Genomic DNA, 15,783 nt, shown 5'->3' with positions numbered 1-15,783 from the left:
TCAGATGCCGGCGGCCGGAGCGACCCGGTCCGGAGTTCGGTCGAGAAAGTCGTGCACGGTGCCGGCGAACCAGCCCGGCCGTTCGAGCATCGGGAAGTGCCCGCCCGGCACGATCACTGCTTCGGCGGCGGGCAGCCGGCGGGCCAGCAGCGCCGCCTCGGCGGCGGGTGCCGACAGGTCGTCCGCACCTCCGACGACCAGACAGCGGGTATCGACCAGGTCGACGCGGAAGAGCGGTGTGCGCAGATAGGTGTCGAAGAACCGCAGCCATCCGTAGGGGCCGACCCACTCGCACAGCCGGCGCGCCATGTCCGCCCTCAGCTCCGGGTCGATGGCGCGGTCGCCGGTCTGCAGCCGGATCGACTCCGCCATGGTGCGGGGGAAGTCGTGGAGCGTCGGCTCGATCATGTCCCAGTCGAAGGCCTCCGCGCTCTCGCGGTAGAAGGGGTTGACCAGGACGACGGCGGGCAGGTCCAGCGGGTCGCCGGCGGCCGCCCGGCGGCTGAGCAGTTCCAGCAGCAGGACCGAGCTGAAGGAGTGGGCGACGACCAGGTCGGCGCCGCCCGGAACCGCGGCGAGGACGTCCTCCACCAGGGCCGCCGAGTCGGTCTCGTAGCGCCAGCCGGAGATGCCCCCGCCGTGCCAGGGCAGCCGGGGCGCGTGGACCTCGACGTCGGATCGCCAGTGTCCGGCCAGCGAGGACCAGACCGCCTCGTTGTTGCCGAGGCCGTGCAGCAGCACCACGTTCTTCATGAGGCGTGCCCCGGTGCGAGGAGTGTCACGCCCGCCCCGCCCGCCACGGCGTGGGCCGTACCGGCACCGCCGGCCGCGAACCACGCGGCGGCCGCGACGCACTGCACGACGCCGAGGGCGCCGGAGAGTTCGCCCCAGCCGGTGAGGTCCAGCGACGGCTCTCCGGGCGGTACGTGGTCCGGCTCGTCGGTGAGCCGGAGCGCGGTGCCCGGGGTCGTCCCGGCCGGGCGCCGGGGTGCCGTGCCGGACTGGGCGGTACGGGTCCCGGCGGCGAGCAGCGCCTTGGCCGGACGTGCCGGAGAGGTCTCGCCGGACCGGCTGAGCACCAGCGCCGCTCCCCCGTCGGCCACCGGTCCGCCGACGAGCCGCCGGGTCACCGGGTTGTCGGGTTCGACGCCGACGACCACCATGTGGTCGACCCGGCCGGAGCGGACCATCAGCCCGGCCCAGCGCACCGCGTCCAGCCCCGAGCCCGCACCGTTGCACACCGTCAGATTGGGGCCACGCAGCCCGAACCTGATGGCCGTCTCGGAGGCGATGATGTTGCTGGAGGCGTTGGGGGTGTCCATCGGGCTGAGCCCGGAGGTGGTCTCCTTCGCGATGGTCTCGACGGCCCGGCACACCGTGTCGGCGTTGCCCAGGTTGGAGCTGACGACCACGCCGATCCGGTCGCCGGGCGCGCGGAGCCGCCCGTCGTCGAGCAGCCCGGCGTCGGTGAGCGCGGCGAAGGCCAGATGCAGTCCGATCCGGGTCGCCCGGTCCTTGTAGCGCAGGCCCTTCTTGCCGATCAGTGCGGCGGGGTCGACCGGTGCGGCGTCGGGCGCCACCGGTTCCAGCAGTCCCCGCGGCCGGTCCACGCCGGGAAGGGCCACCGAGAGGCCGGTCATGGCCACGGGATTCATGCCGCCCCCGCCACGATCGCGACGGCGTTCACGCCGCCGAAGCCGAAACTGTTGACCTGGGCCGTGCGCAGCGGCCCGGTCAGCGGGCCGCCGGACACCAGGTTCAGCCCGGCGCCCTCCGGAAGCGGGTCGGTGAGCCCGGCGATGGGAGGCACGACGCCCGTCTCCAGGGAGCGCAGGGCGACGATCAGGCTGAGCAGGCCCGCCGAGCCGGACGTGTGGCCGGTCAGGGACTTCACTCCGGTCAGCGCCGGACGGGCCTCGGCGAACACCTCGGCGGTCACCGTGGCTTCCGTCCGGTCGTTGAGCGGCGTGCCGGTGGCGTGCAGGAGCACGAGGTCGATCTCCTCCGGGGTGACCGCCGCCCGCTCCTGGGCCTGCCGGACGGCTGCCCGGACGCCCGCCGCGTCGGGCGCGGTCTGGTGGTGCGCGTCGCAGTTGACGGCGACGGAGCGCAGCCAGCCGCGCGGCCGGCGGCCCTCGGCCGGAACACGGCCGAGCACGACGGCGGCGGCACCCTCGCCGAGGATGGTGCCCTGCCGCTCCGTGTCGAAGGGGCGTACCGACGAGGGCGGGTCGAACTGGACGCGGTCGGCCTGCCCGAACATGCTCTCGGTGACCACGTCGCAGCCGGCCACGATCACGGTCTCGGCCTCGCCCTGCTCCAGGAGGTCCCAGGCGAGGGCCAGGGCGTACAGCGAGGCCGAACAGGCGCCGGCGAAGGTGTGGGTGTCGACGGCGCCGAACCGGCTGCGCAGCGCGTTCTCGAAGTGCAGCTCATCGGCCCCGAAGGGAACGCCGTCGCGCCACCACAGCTCCAGGGAGCGCAGCTCGCGCAGGCCGGTGCCGACCAGCACCGGTATGCCGGCCAGGTCCTCGGGAAGCCCCGCGTCCGCCGCGGCCTGCCGTACGGCTTCGAGCAGGAAGCGGGTGGCCCGGCCCGGCTCGTCGAGCCCCTCGGCGGGCCGGTCGTCGATCTCGAACAGCTGCTGCGCGTTGAACTGCGCCCGGTCGAAGGCCCGCAGCGGCGCGAGTCCGCTGCGGCCCTCGCACAGGGAACGGAAGACCTCGTCGAGGTCGCCGCCGATACTGGCGACGGCACCGGCGCCGGTGATGGGGTAGGTCATGCGGCACTGCCCTCGTACTTGCCGAGGATCACGATCGAGTTGTTGCCGCCGAACGCGAGACCGTTGTTCTGCACGATCCGCAGATCCGCGTCGACGGCCTCGTTGGGTACGCAGTCGATGTCGCACTCCGGATCGGTCCGGCGGTGGTTGATCGTCGGCGGGATGAAGCCGTGGGTGATGGCCAGACCGCAGGCGATGGCGCCCAGCGCGCTGGCGGCGCCCATGGTGTGACCCAGCATCGACTTCAAGGAGATGGTCCGGGGGGTGTCCTCCGCGAAGACCTCGCGGATCGCACCGGCCTCGGTGATGTCGTTGGCCTTGGTCCCGGTGCCGTGCGCGGAGATCAGGTCGACCTCCTGCGGCTTCACACCGGCGTTGTCCAGGGCGATCCTCATGCACTCGGCGACGCTGTCGCCCTTCGGCGCGACCTGGTGGTACGCGTCGCAGTTGAGGCCGTAACCGAGCACCTCGGCGTAGATGACGGCGTTGCGGGCGAGGGCCGATTCCAGGCTCTCCAGGACCAGCACGCCGGCGCCCTCGCCGGTGAGGATGCCCTTGCGGTCGGCGTCGAAGGGCTGGCAGAACTCGGGGGCGATGGTGCCCAGCCGGTAGAAGCCGGTGAACGTCTTGCGGCACATGGCGTCGGCGCCGCCGCACAGGGCGAAGTCGACCTCGCCCGAACTCACCGCGTCGAAGCCGTAGCCGATCGCGTAGTTGCCCGCGGAGCAGGCGGTCGCGATGGTCGGGGCCTCGATGTCGCTGAGCCCGAGCTCCTGGGCGATGGTGGTGGACAGCCTGGCCGCCGAAACCCGCCGAACGATCTCCGGATCCATGTTCTCCGGGCCGTCGGCGAGCTCGGCGGCGACCAGCTGGTCCAGTTCGAAGGACTCGCCGTCCGTGGTGCCGACGGAGACGAGTCCCCGTTGGCCGGCGAGTACTTCGGGGTCCAGGCCGGCGTCCTGCACGGCCATCCGGGCCGCCGCGACGGCGAACCGGCTGGCCCGCCCCAGCTCCTGCACGGGAGTGCGGGTGATCCACTGCTCCGGTTCGAATCCCTTGACCTCGCACCCGTTGCCGTGGGCGAAGCCTTCGACGTCGAAAACCGAGATCGGGCTGACGCCGCTTCGGCCTTTTCTGAGGCTCTCGGTGAACTCGGCTGCTCCGATTCCAATGCTGGAGATGACTCCGAAACCGGTGAGGACTACCCGGCGTCTTCCCGATTCGGCGCCGGGGCGCGTTGAGGACATCACGTCTCCCATGTCAGTCGCGGGCTGGGGGCCGGTCAGCGGCCGGGGGCCTCGGCCACGACCTTGTACACGCGCTCGAGGTTGACCATCTCGCTCAGTTCGGACTGCTCGATGGTGATGCCGAACTCCTTCTCCAGGGAGGCGAGGATTTCGATCGCACGGAGCGAGTCCGCGCCGTGGTCATCGATAAAGAGACTCGTGTCGGTCACCTCGTCGTCCTCAAGTTCGAGAATGTCGCAGATGATTTCTCTGATGATGGCCCGGCGCTCGTCGGTGATGGTCGGCATGCTCTCTCCTCAGTCGGTTGTTTTGTCAGGAAGCGTCGGCGGCCATCGCGGCCACGAGGCTGCGGGGGCGCATGTCGACCCAGTGCTCGTTGACGTGGTCGAGGCATTCCTGCCGCCCGGCCGCGCCGTGCGCCACGTTCCAGCCCGCCGGAACCTCGGCAAAAGCGGGCCAGATCGAATACTGCCCCTCTTCGTTCACCAGCACGAAGTATTCGGCGTTGTCATCCTCGAATGGATTCGCCATCGAGTCTCCCCTTCCTGGCACTCTCGTCCAATTCGGCTCGACCTTATGCACCGGGGATTCGTTGCGGCAAGAGACCTCGGGGAGTGATCTCCGCGCGCGTTTGAGAGATTCCAATGAGAAATATTGAATAAGGAGTTGCCAGACTTTCGGCCACCCCCTCCCCGCCGCCGACATCGGGTAGGAAAGGGGCATTCGTCGCACTCGTGGGCCGTTCCCGGCCGACTTCGGTCACCTACGTCGCACAGGCCGCCACCCAGGGCCACTTCCGGTCATCAAGAAATTCTCGGGGCCCGGGGCCCGGGGCCCTCGGCGGCGGTACGGTCCACCTGCCCCCTCCACCGCCCCCGCAGGGAGTCCTGATGCCGGCGTCACTGTTCCGTCCCCTGCCCCGTCCGCGTGCCGGACGGACCCTGCTGTGCGTCAGCTTCGCCGGCGGGGGCACGGCAGCCTTCCGCCCCTGGGCCGAAGTGCTGCCGCCCGACGTGGAGTTGGCGCTGTACTGCTATCCGGGACGGGAAGGGCGGTTCACCGTCCCCTTCGCCGCCGACTGGGAAGAGCTCATGCGGGACGCGCTGGCGGCCGTGCGCTCCCTCGGCGAGAGGCCCTATCTCCTGGCGGGCCACAGCATGGGCGCCTGGGTCGCCTTCGATCTCGCCCGCCGGCTGGAGAGGAGCGAGGAGGGCGACCGGCCGCCGAGCGCCCTGATCGTGTCGGCGGCGGTCTCCCCGGCCCTGGTGGCCGAGACACGCGGGATCTCACCGTCCTCGGGCGACAGCGACGAGGAGCTGCTGACCTGGATGGGCGGGGTCGGCCAGGCGTCGTCGGCGGTGCTCGCCGAGCCGGAACTGCGGCAGATGGCCGTGGAGGTCTTCCGTGCCGATCTGCGGGTCGTCGACACCTACCGGCACCCGGCGGGCGCGACGGTGGCCGCGCCGATGCAGGTCCTCCACGGCGAGGGGGACGTGGTCGACGCCCGGGCCGCGGAGAGCTGGCGCCCCCTGGCCAAGGGGCCGTTCGCAGTCGACCGGCTGCCGGGCGGGCACTTCTACACACCTCAGGTGTGGGCGCGGCTGCCCGAGCGGCTGACCGCGCTGCACACCGTCCGGAGCGGCTGAGGAGCGAGCGGTCCCGTCAGCCCACGGCCGTCTGCCGCAGGGCCCGGGCGCGGATCGCGCGCAGCATGGACTGCCGGGTGAGACCGCTCCCGAACCGGATGAACAGCCAGTAGGGGCGGAACCTGCGGCGGGTCCGTTCGTCCGTGGCCAGCACCCGGGTCTCCGTGCTGAGCACTCCCCCGGCGAACCGGACGTTCATCCCGACCTTGACGATCCCGGGCTCCGTGCACCGCTCCACCAGCTCGGCGGTGGTCCCCTCCGGCCGGGGAATGTCGTCCAGCGCCTGGATGCCGGCGAAGAGGAATTCGTCGCCGCCGGAGGGGATCACCTCACCCATGGCGCTCAACGAGTCGGTGACGATGCGCCGTTGGGCCGACACGTCCGCGCCCGTCACCGCCATCAGGGCGCGAGCGAGCGGTGCTTCCGACCAGACGGCCTCGTAGACGGCGGACATCACCGTCTCCTGGTCCGCCGGCACCGCCAGGGTGTGCACCTCCCTGAAGTGCCAGTGGGGCAGCAGACGGTCCATGCCGGTTCGTTCACCCGTGCTCATCTCATGCTCTCCGATCCGTCAGCGGGCGGACCGCACGCGGCGGCACACGGCTGATTACACTCCGGGTAATGCTCCTGAATCCACATCGCGGCCTGCCCGCCGGGGCTGCCCGGGCCGCGTGCACGGCCGTGTCCGTACTCGCCCTGCTCGCGGCCGTGTTCACCTGGACCGACGCGGGCTGGAAGACCGTCGTACCGATGGCCGTGACGGTCGTGGTCACCTTCACGGTGCTGGGCTGGTGGCCGCAGGCGCGGCCGGCGCTCGCTCCGGCGGCGGCCACGGTCGCCGTGGTCACCGCGCTCGGCACCCTGATCGGGCGCCCCTCCAGGTCGGAGGGGCACGCCGGGCTGATGGCGCTGGTCGAGATCACCGTGTCGCTGCTCATGATCTTCATGGTCGTGCGCTTCGAGCCGCCCCGCCGGGCGTTGCCGCTGGGCAGCGCGCTGGCCCTCAGCGAGTCGACCGTACTGCTGCGTCTCGAGATCCCCCCGACCGTCGCGCAGACGCTCGGGCAGAGCGCGATGTTCATGCTGGTCGGCGGGGGCGCGGCCGTGGTCGGCGGCTATCTGAGGTCGCTGGACTCGCGACGTACGCGCTCGGTGCACGAGGCGCGCAAGGCCCAGCGCGCCCAACTCGCCGCCGATCTGCACGACTTCGTGGCGCACGACGTCTCGGGGATCGTCGTCCTCGCCCAGGCCGCGCAGGTGGTGGGCGGCGCCGGCCGGCACGAGCAGGTGTTGCCGCTCCTCGAACGTATCGAGGCCGCCGGGCTCCAGGCGCTGGCCTCGCTCGACCGCACCGTCTCGATGCTCAACACCTCCGGCGCGGACGGCTCGTCCGCGGGTGCGGGGGACGTGCGTTCCGCTCCGTACGGGGTGCGTGACATCGCCGACCTGGTCCAGCGGTTCACGACCTCCGGCTACACCGAGGTCGGCTACGAATGCGCGCTCACCGACGAGGCGATCGCGGAGGTGCCCCGGGAGGTGGCGGAGACCGCGCACCGGACGGTGGTGGAGGCGCTCACCAACGTACGGAGGCACGCGGCGTCCACCACGGCGGTACGCGTCTCGGTGCGCATCGCCGGTGACGGCCGGGACCGGTCCCTGGTCGTCGAGGTCAGGAACAGCGCACAGGCCATCGGCCCCGCCGGCTTCGGCGGGAACCGGTCCGGCGGGGGCACGGGCCTGCTGGCCCTCACCGAGCGGATCGCCGTGCTCGGCGGGGAGTTCACCGCGGGCCCCTACGGCGACGACGGCTGGCGGGTCCTGGCGCTCCTGCCGCTGCACGGGACACCGGCGCGGGCGTGAGGGGGGACGAGCGCCCGGCCGCCTCGCCGGAGCGCCCGGGCCGCCCGTCCATGCGCCCGGTCCTCTCATCGGTAGAGGAAGCCGGAGAGGAGCGGTAGTCCGCCGAACGGGTCGGCGCCGGCCACGCAGGCGTCCTTCTTGACGAACCGCTTCACATAGGCCGCCCCGTCGGTGCCGCCGGAGGCGGGCGTGTCCGAGGGGAGGTAGGTCCGGGCGAACCGGTAGTGCCCGCCGCGCCATTTGGCCAGCGCCCTGTCCAGCTCGGCCCAGCCCTTCCGGAGCCGCGGGTCGGCCGTATCGGCGAGGGAGGCCGACAGCGGACGGTGGGCCCGGACCCGGTCGTCGTTGAGCACTTCCAGGTGGTCCACGGCCTTGAACACCTCGGCCTTGCGCGGGTCGTACCCGTAGACCGAGATCTCCATCGTGTGGTAATTCAGCGACTGGACGGCGCTGGCGGCACCGGTGAAGTCCCGGAAGGTCATGAAGCCTTCCGGGGTCATGGTCCGCAGCACGCCGAAGACGTCGTTGAGCAGGCCGGCGCAGACGACGGCGAGCTCCAGCCGGGCGGCGGCCCGCGCCGGGAACTCGTCCTTGTTCGCGGTCGTTTCCACCGAGAGCCTGCGGATCAGGAAGAACAGGGTCTCGCAGCACTGGACCGCGCGCAGGAAGACGTTCTCCTCGTGCCGGTCGGAGCGCGGGAACCGGGTGCACTCGGCAAGCAGCGCGGTGCGGCGGGCCAGCTCCGGATCGGCCGCGGCCCGGTCGACGAGGTCCCCGATCCGGACCTGGAGGAGATGGTTGACGACGGTGGCGCGGACGGCCACGGTCGCGTGGTCCAGGCGCTTGATCCGCTCGTCGCCGCACTCCGGCTCCGTACCCGCCACCCACGCCGCGCGCTCCACCTCCAGCAGGTCGGTCAGGGTGGTGTGCAGAGCCAGCAGCGCCCCGGCGACGGGGTCGTCGGGGAAGAAGTCGAGGAACCAGCCGTAGACGTGCAGGCAGGTGTAGCGGTAGTACTCGGGTATCTCCAGCTCGCGGCTGACCGACCGGGTCAGCAGCGCGGTGGCCTCGTCGGCGCCGCCCGGGTCGGGGAGGAGGGAGTCGTGCAGGGCCGCGAGGGCGTCCGCCTCCGCGGGCTCCAGGCAGGCGCGGCCGCGCATCCGCTGCAACCGCGCGACCTCCCGCTGCTGGGCGGTCAGAAAGCGTTCCGTGGCGAGGGCCGGCGCCGTGGTCATGCCTTCCTCCCGACGACCAGGTGCTTGTCCCAGGTCGAGCGGTGCACGGAGCAGTCCGCGAAGCCGGCGTCCCGCAGCAGTCCCTCGTACTCGGCCGCCGTGCGGTGCCGCCCCTCGGTCTCCACATGCATGGAGAGGTTCATCACCGCCGTCGCCAACGGGCCGCCGTCCTCGTCGAAGAGACGCTCCATCAGCAGGACCCGGCCTCCGTCGGCACAGGCGTCGTACGCCTTGCGGAGCAGTTCGACGCAGGTCTTGTCGTCCCAGTCGGAGAGGATGTAGCCGAAGGAGAGACAGTCCGCGGCGGGCAGCGGGTCGCGGAAGAAGTCGCCGCCGGCGAAGGCGAGGCGGTCGTCGAGACCCTGCTCCCCCCGGGTCTGCTCCAGGAAGGGGCCGACCTCCGGGAGATCGAAGACCGTGACGTTCAGCTCCGGGTACCGGTTCAGTGCCGCCACCGCGAACGCGCCGCTGGCGCCGCCCACGTCCACCAGCCGCCGGACGTCGTCGAGTCCGGCGAGCCGTACCAGCTCCTCGGACACCCCGAAGCTCAGGTTCCACATGGCGTCGAGGAACTCGCGGGTGGCCTGCTCGTCCCGGTAGATCGTGTCGAACGGCGTCGGCCGGCCCGCGTCCGCGACGGCCTTGCCGCGCGTCAGGTAGTCGTCGAGCCGGTCCAGCTGCCCCGTCGTGTTCGTGACCAGGTGGCGCACGAAGTCGCCGATGTAGCGGGGGCTTTCGGTGTCGAGGAAGGGGCCGAGCCCCTCCGCGACGCGGTACGTGCCGTCGGCGCCCCGTTCGACCACCGACACCGACGCCAGGACCAGCAGCAGCCGCTCCAGGGTCTCCTCGTCGATCCCCCGGGCGGCGGCGACGGCCGCCGGGGTGGCCGGCCCCTCGGCCAGCAGCCGGGCGAAGACACCGTGCTTGTCGGCCAAATGCAGAGCATGCGTCGAGAACAATCCGAACATGGCGCGATCGAGACTGCTGGAAGGCATCGGTTCCCCTCGGTAGCTTTCAGACGCCCAGCCATCAGTGCTGCACGGTCCGATATGCGCATGCCTGAGCGGCGAACGAGGCCAGCATGGCCGTGCCGAGCCTGGTCACAGAAGGCTGTAGCGAAGATTTCGATAGACAAGTTTGCTCAACTCGATCGATACATTCAGCCAATTCGCCGAAGTTAATTCAAGAAAATCAATGCGCGCACGTCCGGGCCGGATGGGGCTGCTTAGGGTTCTTGCAGTCCATTTGCAGTCCGACAGAAAAGTTGTGCCACTCATGGCTGAAGTAATCGATCTGGGCGTGGAGGGTTCGAAATTCACGATCGATCCGTACCCGGTCTACGAAGAGCTGCGGGCGCGCGGCCCCGTACACAAAGTCAGGACCCCTGACGGACAGGAGGTCTGGCTGATCGTCGGACATCAGGAGGCGCGTGAGGCGCTGATGGACGCCCGGCTCAGCAAGAAACCGCTTCCGATACTGCTCGGGGAGGAGCCCGGCGCCGGTTCCTTCAGCAATATGCTCCAGAGCGACCCACCCCGCCACACCCGGCTGCGTAAACTCGTGGTCCGGGAATTCACCGGGCGCCGGATCGAGGCGCTGCGGCCCGGTATCGAGCGGGTCACCGGTGATCTGCTCGACGCCATGCTGGCGGCCCCCGACCACCGGGCCGACCTCGTCAAGGCGCTCGCCTTCCCGCTGCCGATCACGGTGATCTTCCAGCTGCTCGGGGTGCCGACCGAGGACGTCGACACCTTCCACGCCTGGTCCACGGAGCTGATGACCCCCACCAGCCCCATGGCCGAGGCGCTCGCGGCGCAGAAGGTCGCGACCTACCTGGTGAAGCTGGCCGAGGACAAGCGCGTGAACCCGGGCGACGACCTGCTGAGCGCGTTGGTGGGCATGACCGACGAGGACGACCGGCTCTCGAACGACGAACTCCTCGGCATGTGCTTCCTCCTGCTCATCGCCGGTCACGAGACGACGATCAACCTGATCTCCAACGGTGTCCGCGCGCTGCTGGACAACCCGGCCCAGATGGCCGCCCTCCGGGCCGACCCGTCGCTTCTCGACAACGCTGTCGAGGAGATGCTCCGTTTCGACGGCGCCGTCGAGACCGCCACGGACCGGATCACGACCGAGCCGGTGGAAATCGGCGGCGTGGTCATTCCGCGTCACGCGTACGTGCTCGTCGGACTCAACGCGGCCAATCGCGACCCCGAACGGTTCGACGCGCCCGCCGAGTTCGATATCCGGCGGGACCCCCGCGGACATCTGGCCTTCGGGCACGGCATCCACTACTGCATGGGTGCGCCGCTCGCCCGGATGGAGGCGCAGATCGCCATCCGCGCGTTGCTGGAACGCTGTCCGAATCTGGAGCTCGACGCCGATCCGGCGGAGCTTCCCTGGGTCTCCGGAATGCTCATCCGCGGTGTGCGCCGGCTGCCCGTGCGCTGGACCCCCGGCGACTGAGGCCGGGCGGTTCTCCCTTTTCGCTTTCGCTTCCCCCTGTCCCCTCACGAGAGAACGGTTTCCCCCCATGTCCTCCCTGCGCCACGCGGAGCAGCGCCCACAGCGCGGCAGATCGCTTCTGCCCTCCCTCGTCGGCATGCGGTGCGTATCGTCGACGGCCGTGTTCGTCCTGCACATCGTCCAGGTCGGCGTCTTCACCGATCAGGCGCTCAACGAGAACCTCAACGAGTACTTAGGGAAGATCGGGTTCGTCAGCGTCGGCTTCTTCTTCATGCTGAGCGGATTCATCCTGGCCTGGACGGCCCGCGAGGACGACCGCCCGACGAGCTTCTGGCGCCGCCGGCTGGCGAGGATCTTCCCCTCCCACCTCCTGGTGTGCCTGGCCGCGGTGCTCCTGCTGACCGAGCGCGGCATGGACCCGACGTGGGGCGACACCCTGCCGTCGCTCTTCCTGGTCCAGGCGTGGACGTCGGACGAGGTCGTCTTCTGGGGTGTCAACGGGCCCAGTTGGTCACTCAGCGTCGAGCTGCTCTTCTATCTGTCGTTCCCCCTGCTGTACCGGGTGATCCGCAGGATTCCCGCGCGGTGGCTCTGGCTGTCGGCGGGATCGGTGGTGGCGGGAATCGCCGCGGTCGCGGTCGTCGCCCATCTGGTGGTCTCCGCCGCCCCCGAGACCCCGTTCATCAACGCGTCCTGGGACCAGCAGTGGACGGTCTTCAACCATCCGGCCACCCGCATGCTGGACTTCGTCCTGGGCATCGTCATGGCCCGGATCCTGCAGACCGGCCGGTGGATACGGATCCCCCTCGGGGTGGCGCTCCTGACGGTCGTGCCCGGTTACCTGTGCAGCCTGTGGCTGCCCGGCACCTTCGGTCTGGTGCTGCCCACCACGATCCCGCTGGCGCTCATCGTGACCTCCGCGGCGGCCTCCGACCTCGCGGGAGAGCGCACCTTCTTCCAGCGCCGGACCATGGTCCGGCTGGGCGAACTGGCCTTCGCCTTCTACCTGACCCACACCCTCGTGATCATCTTCGGGCCGATCGGCAGGGCGGAGCGCACCTGGCCGCTGCTCCAGGCGCTCGGCATGATCGCCCTGACCTATGTGCTGTCCATCGCCGTGGCCTGGGTCCTGTGCCACGGCTTCGAGCGCCCGGTCTCGCGCCGGATCGGCAAGTCCCGTCCCAGAACCCCGGTCGGGGCGCATCGGACCGGACCGGCCGACGGACCTGCGGACGGACCGGCTGACGGACCGGCACTGGAGCCGACGGCCGATTTGAAGAATTGACACTGGCGCGCTGCTCCTCGCCTCCTTGCTGTTCGATTGAGCGGACCCCCTTGTGAAGGACGGCCGAACGAAGGACAAGCGTGTGGATGCAGTGATCGAAGTCGCCGGTCTCAGCAAGACCTTCGGGTCGGTGGCAGCGCTGGACGATGTGAGCCTGAGTGTGCAGAAGGGGTCCGTTCTCGGGCTCCTCGGCCACAACGGGGCCGGTAAGACGACACTCGTCAACATCCTGAGCACCCTGCTGCGGCCGTCCCGGGGCCACGCACGGGTGGCCGGGTTCGATGTGGTCGGCGACGGCGTGGAGGTCCGCCGTCGCATCGGCCTGACGGGCCAGTACGCGGCCGTCGACGAAACGCTCTCCGGCCGGGACAACCTGGTCCTCATCGCCCGGCTGCTCGGCGCCGGGCGGGCCGATGCGGCCGCCCGCGCCGACGAACTGCTGGAGATCTTCCAGCTGAGCGACGCGGCCCGCAGGCGCGCGAAGACCTACTCCGGTGGCATGCGCCGGCGGCTCGACCTGGCGGCCAGCCTGGTCGGGCGGCCGGACGTGCTCTTCCTGGACGAGCCGACCACCGGGCTCGACCCGGTGGCCAGGCGCGGCCTCTGGCAGGTGGTCGAGCGGCTGGTCAAGGACGGTGCGACCGTTCTCCTGACCACCCAGTACCTCGACGAGGCGGACTACCTCGCCGACTCGATCACCGTGCTCGCCAAGGGCCGGATCGTCGCCTCCGGCACCGCCGAGGAGCTCAAGGGCCGGGCGGGGTCCCGGAATGTGAGCGTCACCCTGCGCACCGACGAGGCCGTGCTCCGCACCACCGAGGCCCTGCGCCGGTCCGGGCTCGATCCCGCACCCGACGACGAGGACGGCCTGGTGCTCATCGTGCCCGTACACGACTCCACGGAGATCGCCACGGTCGTACGGGCCACCGACGAGGCGGGCGCCGACATCGCCGGGCTCGCCTACGCGGAACCGACGCTCGACGACGTGTACATGGCCCTGAACCACTCCAGCGCTGACAGGTAGGGAAGTCCGATGAGCACCGTCACCGAACAGGCGGCCGAAGGCCGCCCGGCAATCGATGAAGCCGAGCCCGCCGCGCCGCGCTATCAGGGGTCGAGCGTCCTGCGGCAGATCTCCGTGCTGTCCGGCCGGTCCCTGCGGGTGCTGCGGGATCCCGCCATGGTCCTGCCCGGCGTACTGGAACCCATCCTGATGCTGACCGTGTTCAGCCAGGTGTTCAAGAGCGTCTCCCAGACTTCCGCCTTCCCAGCCGGCGTCAGCTACATCGACTTCCTGCTGCCCGCCTTCCTCGTCACCAGCGCGGTGAGCGCGGGCCTCAAGTCCGGTGTCGCACTGACCACCGAGATGAACAACGGGATCATCGCCCGGTTCCGGTCTATGCCCATCCACACCGGGTCCGTGCTGGTCGGCCGCAGCATCGCCGACACCGCGCTCGCCGGCGTCAACATGCTGGCGCTACTGGTGGCCGGCGCCCTCGTCTTCGGGTTCGACCCGGCCGGCGGGATCCTGGGCGCGGCCGGCTGCCTGGCGATCGCCATGGCCCTGAGCTGGTCGCTGGGCTGGGTCTTCATGGCCATGTCCGCATGGCTGCGCCGCCCGGAAGCACTCCAGCCGATCGGAGGCATCCTCAACCTGGTGCTGCTGTTCGCCTCGAACGCCTTCGTCCCGGTCGAGGGCCTGCCGGGCTGGCTGCGGACGTTCGCCTCCGTCAACCCCATGTCGCAGGCCATCACGGCCGCGCGCGACCTGAGCATGGGTGAGATCGACGCCGGCACGCTGCTCGCTCCGCTCGGCATCTGCGCGGTGATCGTGGCCATCGCCGCGCCCCTGGCGATCAGGAGCTTCCGCCGGTCCGCCTGAACCACCGCAACCGCGGGTGGGCCCGGAACCGGTCGGTTCCGGGCCCACCCGCGGTTCTGCCTCAGTCGCGCCGCGTCATCCCTGGTGGCAGTACTTGCACTGGGTGCGGCGCCGCAGGTAGTACGAGAAGGTCGCCGCGCCCAGCGCCGCTCCCCACAGCACCCAGAAGATGCCCGGCCCCGCGGCCCCCCACTCGTCGGCCTCGACCGCGCGGATGTTCATCAGCCCGCCCGGGATGAGCACCACGGCGACGATCGAGGCGGGCACGATCGCGGTGGCCGGGTGGATCCTCCTGCCCTTCTTGAACCAGACCCAGCGCGGCCACACCTCGCCCCAGCGGCTCACCAGCCCGTGGGACAGCAGGCTTCCCAGCGTGGACACGATGGCCAGCGCCAGCCCCATCTCCATCATGCCGGGCGTCTCCTCCATGTCCTTGAGGAAGTCGTCCGGGATCCCGAGCGGCCAGCCGAAGTACCAGGCGAGACGGGTGATGTCATAGGGGAGGGTCGACAGCACCGACACCCACACGGCCCAGCGGCCCCACCGCAGCGCCGCCGCCGGCTCGGTCCACGCCCCGGCGGCCTTCGCGCCCCGCCCGCAGTGCTCGCACTGGTTGCTGCTGCGCCGCTGGTACGCGATCGTCGCCGCCGCCCACAGCAGTCCGCCGATGAAGACGATGATCAGGTTCCCGCGGTGCCAGTAGACGATGTCGCCCAGGTCCTGCTGTCCCGGCACCCCGGTGAAGAGGAACACCACCAGGACGGGCGAGAACGCGAGCAGGCCCAGCAGCGAGTAGTCGGGGATCAGGAAGGCCAGCACACAGGCCGTGACCCAGCCGACCGCCAGGACCGCCTTGCGGGACCGCCCGATGGCCCGGTTCCGCAGCATCAGGACGCCGGCCACCACGCCCGCGGCGCAGAACAGCGCGATCAGCGGGGCGACGACCTCGGCCCGGCTGGGTTCCAGGATCGACACCGAGGAACGGTCCTCGATCGTCTTCTCGAAGGGATAGCCTTCGCCGCCCATCGCCCAGTAGAGTCCGGCGAGCCCGTAGAGGACCGACCACGCCACCGCCAGGTAGGTGGACCACTCCGGCCATCTCGCCCACCAGGAGCCGCGGGTCGCCGGATGGGTGTGGTTCTCCCGGATTCGCTCTTCACTGGCCGATTTCGCCATGGCGGACTTCCTCTTCCTCACCCCGCGAATGCGGCGTCTGTTGACGTCTGTCCAAGAATCCCGGCCATGCCCCCTCCGCCGCATCTGCCGATCGGTAGAGCCCGGGAGCGGTTCCGGTCACAACGGCAGTGGCTCCCGGACCGCCGAAGCGGTCCGGGAGCCACCGTCCCGGTCAGGGCCTCCGCAGGTGCTCGGGCCGGT

16 protein-coding genes are annotated in these 15,783 nt (G+C 70.6%); 6 read left to right on the top strand and 10 right to left on the bottom strand.

The annotated features are described in order from the left end of the window. From IE145_RS23700 to IE145_RS23675, 6 genes are read right to left on the bottom strand one after another with little or no spacing between them, the layout of a single operon-like run. Window positions 1-753 (bottom strand): alpha/beta fold hydrolase, encoded by a 753-nt coding sequence (locus tag IE145_RS23700; protein ID WP_189527466.1) that lies wholly within the window; start codon window positions 751-753, stop codon window positions 1-3. Further along, on the bottom strand, window positions 750-1,655 hold the full coding sequence (locus tag IE145_RS23695; protein ID WP_189527465.1) for a beta-ketoacyl synthase N-terminal-like domain-containing protein: 906 nt from the start codon (window positions 1,653-1,655) through the stop codon (window positions 750-752). The genes IE145_RS23700 and IE145_RS23695 overlap by 4 nt, the downstream gene beginning before the upstream one ends. Next, window positions 1,652-2,782, bottom strand: coding sequence for a beta-ketoacyl-[acyl-carrier-protein] synthase family protein (locus tag IE145_RS23690; RefSeq protein ID WP_189527464.1), 1,131 nt, complete (start codon window positions 2,780-2,782; stop codon window positions 1,652-1,654). Before IE145_RS23690 ends, IE145_RS23695 begins: the two co-directional genes overlap by 4 nt. After that, window positions 2,779-4,029, bottom strand: a complete 1,251-nt coding sequence (locus IE145_RS23685; protein ID WP_189527463.1) for a beta-ketoacyl-[acyl-carrier-protein] synthase family protein — start codon at window positions 4,027-4,029, stop codon at window positions 2,779-2,781. Before IE145_RS23685 ends, IE145_RS23690 begins: the two co-directional genes overlap by 4 nt. A 35-nt stretch (window positions 4,030-4,064) precedes the next feature. Continuing rightward, a complete protein-coding gene (locus tag IE145_RS23680) occupies window positions 4,065-4,316 on the bottom strand; it encodes an acyl carrier protein (RefSeq protein ID WP_189527462.1) in 252 nt (83 codons plus the stop codon). Between the two features lie 25 nt (window positions 4,317-4,341). Next, window positions 4,342-4,560 (bottom strand): MbtH family protein, encoded by a 219-nt coding sequence (locus IE145_RS23675; RefSeq protein WP_189527461.1) that lies wholly within the window; start codon window positions 4,558-4,560, stop codon window positions 4,342-4,344. A gap of 359 nt (window positions 4,561-4,919) precedes the next feature. Between IE145_RS23675 and IE145_RS23670 the strand changes: the two genes are divergently transcribed. Beyond that, window positions 4,920-5,675 (top strand): thioesterase II family protein, encoded by a 756-nt coding sequence (locus tag IE145_RS23670; protein WP_189527460.1) that lies wholly within the window; start codon window positions 4,920-4,922, stop codon window positions 5,673-5,675. Window positions 5,676-5,691: 16 nt separating this feature from the next. Here the strand turns inward: IE145_RS23670 and IE145_RS23665 are convergent, their stop codons facing one another. Beyond that, entirely contained in the window at window positions 5,692-6,228 is a 537-nt protein-coding gene (locus IE145_RS23665) for a hypothetical protein (RefSeq protein ID WP_229825764.1), read from the bottom strand. A 68-nt stretch (window positions 6,229-6,296) separates the two neighbouring features. On the opposite strand from IE145_RS23665, the gene IE145_RS23660 reads away from it, so the two are divergent. After that, complete coding sequence (locus IE145_RS23660; protein ID WP_189527459.1) at window positions 6,297-7,535, top strand: sensor histidine kinase; 1,239 nt, start codon at window positions 6,297-6,299, stop codon at window positions 7,533-7,535. Between the two features lie 65 nt (window positions 7,536-7,600). Here IE145_RS23660 and IE145_RS23655 read toward each other — a convergent pair whose 3' ends face one another. Both IE145_RS23655 and IE145_RS23650 read right to left on the bottom strand, forming a co-directional pair. Further along, window positions 7,601-8,770 carry a tryptophan 2,3-dioxygenase gene (locus tag IE145_RS23655; protein ID WP_189527458.1) on the bottom strand — a complete coding sequence of 390 codons (1,170 nt, stop codon included), beginning with the start codon at window positions 8,768-8,770 and terminating at the stop codon, window positions 7,601-7,603. Next, window positions 8,767-9,705: a methyltransferase gene (locus IE145_RS23650; RefSeq protein ID WP_229825762.1), complete on the bottom strand. Its 939-nt coding sequence runs from the start codon at window positions 9,703-9,705 to the stop codon at window positions 8,767-8,769. The genes IE145_RS23655 and IE145_RS23650 overlap by 4 nt, the downstream gene beginning before the upstream one ends. A 340-nt stretch (window positions 9,706-10,045) precedes the next feature. Here IE145_RS23650 and IE145_RS23645 point away from each other — a divergent pair, with 340 nt between their 5' ends. From IE145_RS23645 to IE145_RS23630, 4 genes are all read left to right on the top strand, one after another. Beyond that, the gene (locus tag IE145_RS23645; RefSeq protein WP_189527456.1) at window positions 10,046-11,239 is read left to right on the top strand and encodes a cytochrome P450 family protein; all 1,194 of its coding nucleotides are present in this window, start codon (window positions 10,046-10,048) and stop codon (window positions 11,237-11,239) included. A 67-nt stretch (window positions 11,240-11,306) separates the two neighbouring features. Next, window positions 11,307-12,524 (top strand): acyltransferase family protein, encoded by a 1,218-nt coding sequence (locus IE145_RS23640; protein ID WP_189527455.1) that lies wholly within the window; start codon window positions 11,307-11,309, stop codon window positions 12,522-12,524. 91 nt (window positions 12,525-12,615) lie between these two features. Beyond that, entirely contained in the window at window positions 12,616-13,548 is a 933-nt protein-coding gene (locus tag IE145_RS23635; protein WP_373296624.1) for an ATP-binding cassette domain-containing protein, read from the top strand. A gap of 9 nt (window positions 13,549-13,557) precedes the next feature. Beyond that, on the top strand, window positions 13,558-14,406 hold the full coding sequence (locus IE145_RS23630) for an ABC transporter permease (RefSeq protein ID WP_189527453.1): 849 nt from the start codon (window positions 13,558-13,560) through the stop codon (window positions 14,404-14,406). 75 nt (window positions 14,407-14,481) lie between these two features. On the opposite strand, the gene IE145_RS23625 is transcribed toward IE145_RS23630, so the two are convergent. Next, window positions 14,482-15,582 (bottom strand): NYN domain-containing protein, encoded by a 1,101-nt coding sequence (locus IE145_RS23625; protein WP_229825760.1) that lies wholly within the window; start codon window positions 15,580-15,582, stop codon window positions 14,482-14,484. Window positions 15,583-15,783 lie beyond the last annotated feature (201 nt).

It is taken from the genome of Streptomyces sindenensis (assembly GCF_014649035.1).
GTDB lineage: Bacteria > Actinomycetota > Actinomycetes > Streptomycetales > Streptomycetaceae > Streptomyces > Streptomyces sindenensis.
This window is presented reverse-complemented; position numbering and strand designations above follow the sequence as displayed.

Coding starts and splice junctions, on each gene's coding strand:
- IE145_RS23700 (WP_189527466.1), bottom strand. CDS start 753: ATGAAGAACGTGGTGCTGCTGCACGGCCTCGGCAACAACGAGGCGGTC.
- IE145_RS23640 (WP_189527455.1), top strand. CDS start 11,307: ATGTCCTCCCTGCGCCACGCGGAGCAGCGCCCACAGCGCGGCAGATCG.
- IE145_RS23685 (WP_189527463.1), bottom strand. CDS start 4,029: ATGTCCTCAACGCGCCCCGGCGCCGAATCGGGAAGACGCCGGGTAGTC.
- IE145_RS23625 (WP_229825760.1), bottom strand. CDS start 15,582: ATGGCGAAATCGGCCAGTGAAGAGCGAATCCGGGAGAACCACACCCAT.
- IE145_RS23695 (WP_189527465.1), bottom strand. CDS start 1,655: ATGAATCCCGTGGCCATGACCGGCCTCTCGGTGGCCCTTCCCGGCGTG.
- IE145_RS23660 (WP_189527459.1), top strand. CDS start 6,297: ATGCTCCTGAATCCACATCGCGGCCTGCCCGCCGGGGCTGCCCGGGCC.
- IE145_RS23630 (WP_189527453.1), top strand. CDS start 13,558: ATGAGCACCGTCACCGAACAGGCGGCCGAAGGCCGCCCGGCAATCGAT.
- IE145_RS23680 (WP_189527462.1), bottom strand. CDS start 4,316: ATGCCGACCATCACCGACGAGCGCCGGGCCATCATCAGAGAAATCATC.
- IE145_RS23675 (WP_189527461.1), bottom strand. CDS start 4,560: ATGGCGAATCCATTCGAGGATGACAACGCCGAATACTTCGTGCTGGTG.
- IE145_RS23655 (WP_189527458.1), bottom strand. CDS start 8,770: ATGACCACGGCGCCGGCCCTCGCCACGGAACGCTTTCTGACCGCCCAG.
- IE145_RS23645 (WP_189527456.1), top strand. CDS start 10,046: ATGGCTGAAGTAATCGATCTGGGCGTGGAGGGTTCGAAATTCACGATC.
- IE145_RS23690 (WP_189527464.1), bottom strand. CDS start 2,782: ATGACCTACCCCATCACCGGCGCCGGTGCCGTCGCCAGTATCGGCGGC.
- IE145_RS23665 (WP_229825764.1), bottom strand. CDS start 6,228: ATGAGCACGGGTGAACGAACCGGCATGGACCGTCTGCTGCCCCACTGG.
- IE145_RS23670 (WP_189527460.1), top strand. CDS start 4,920: ATGCCGGCGTCACTGTTCCGTCCCCTGCCCCGTCCGCGTGCCGGACGG.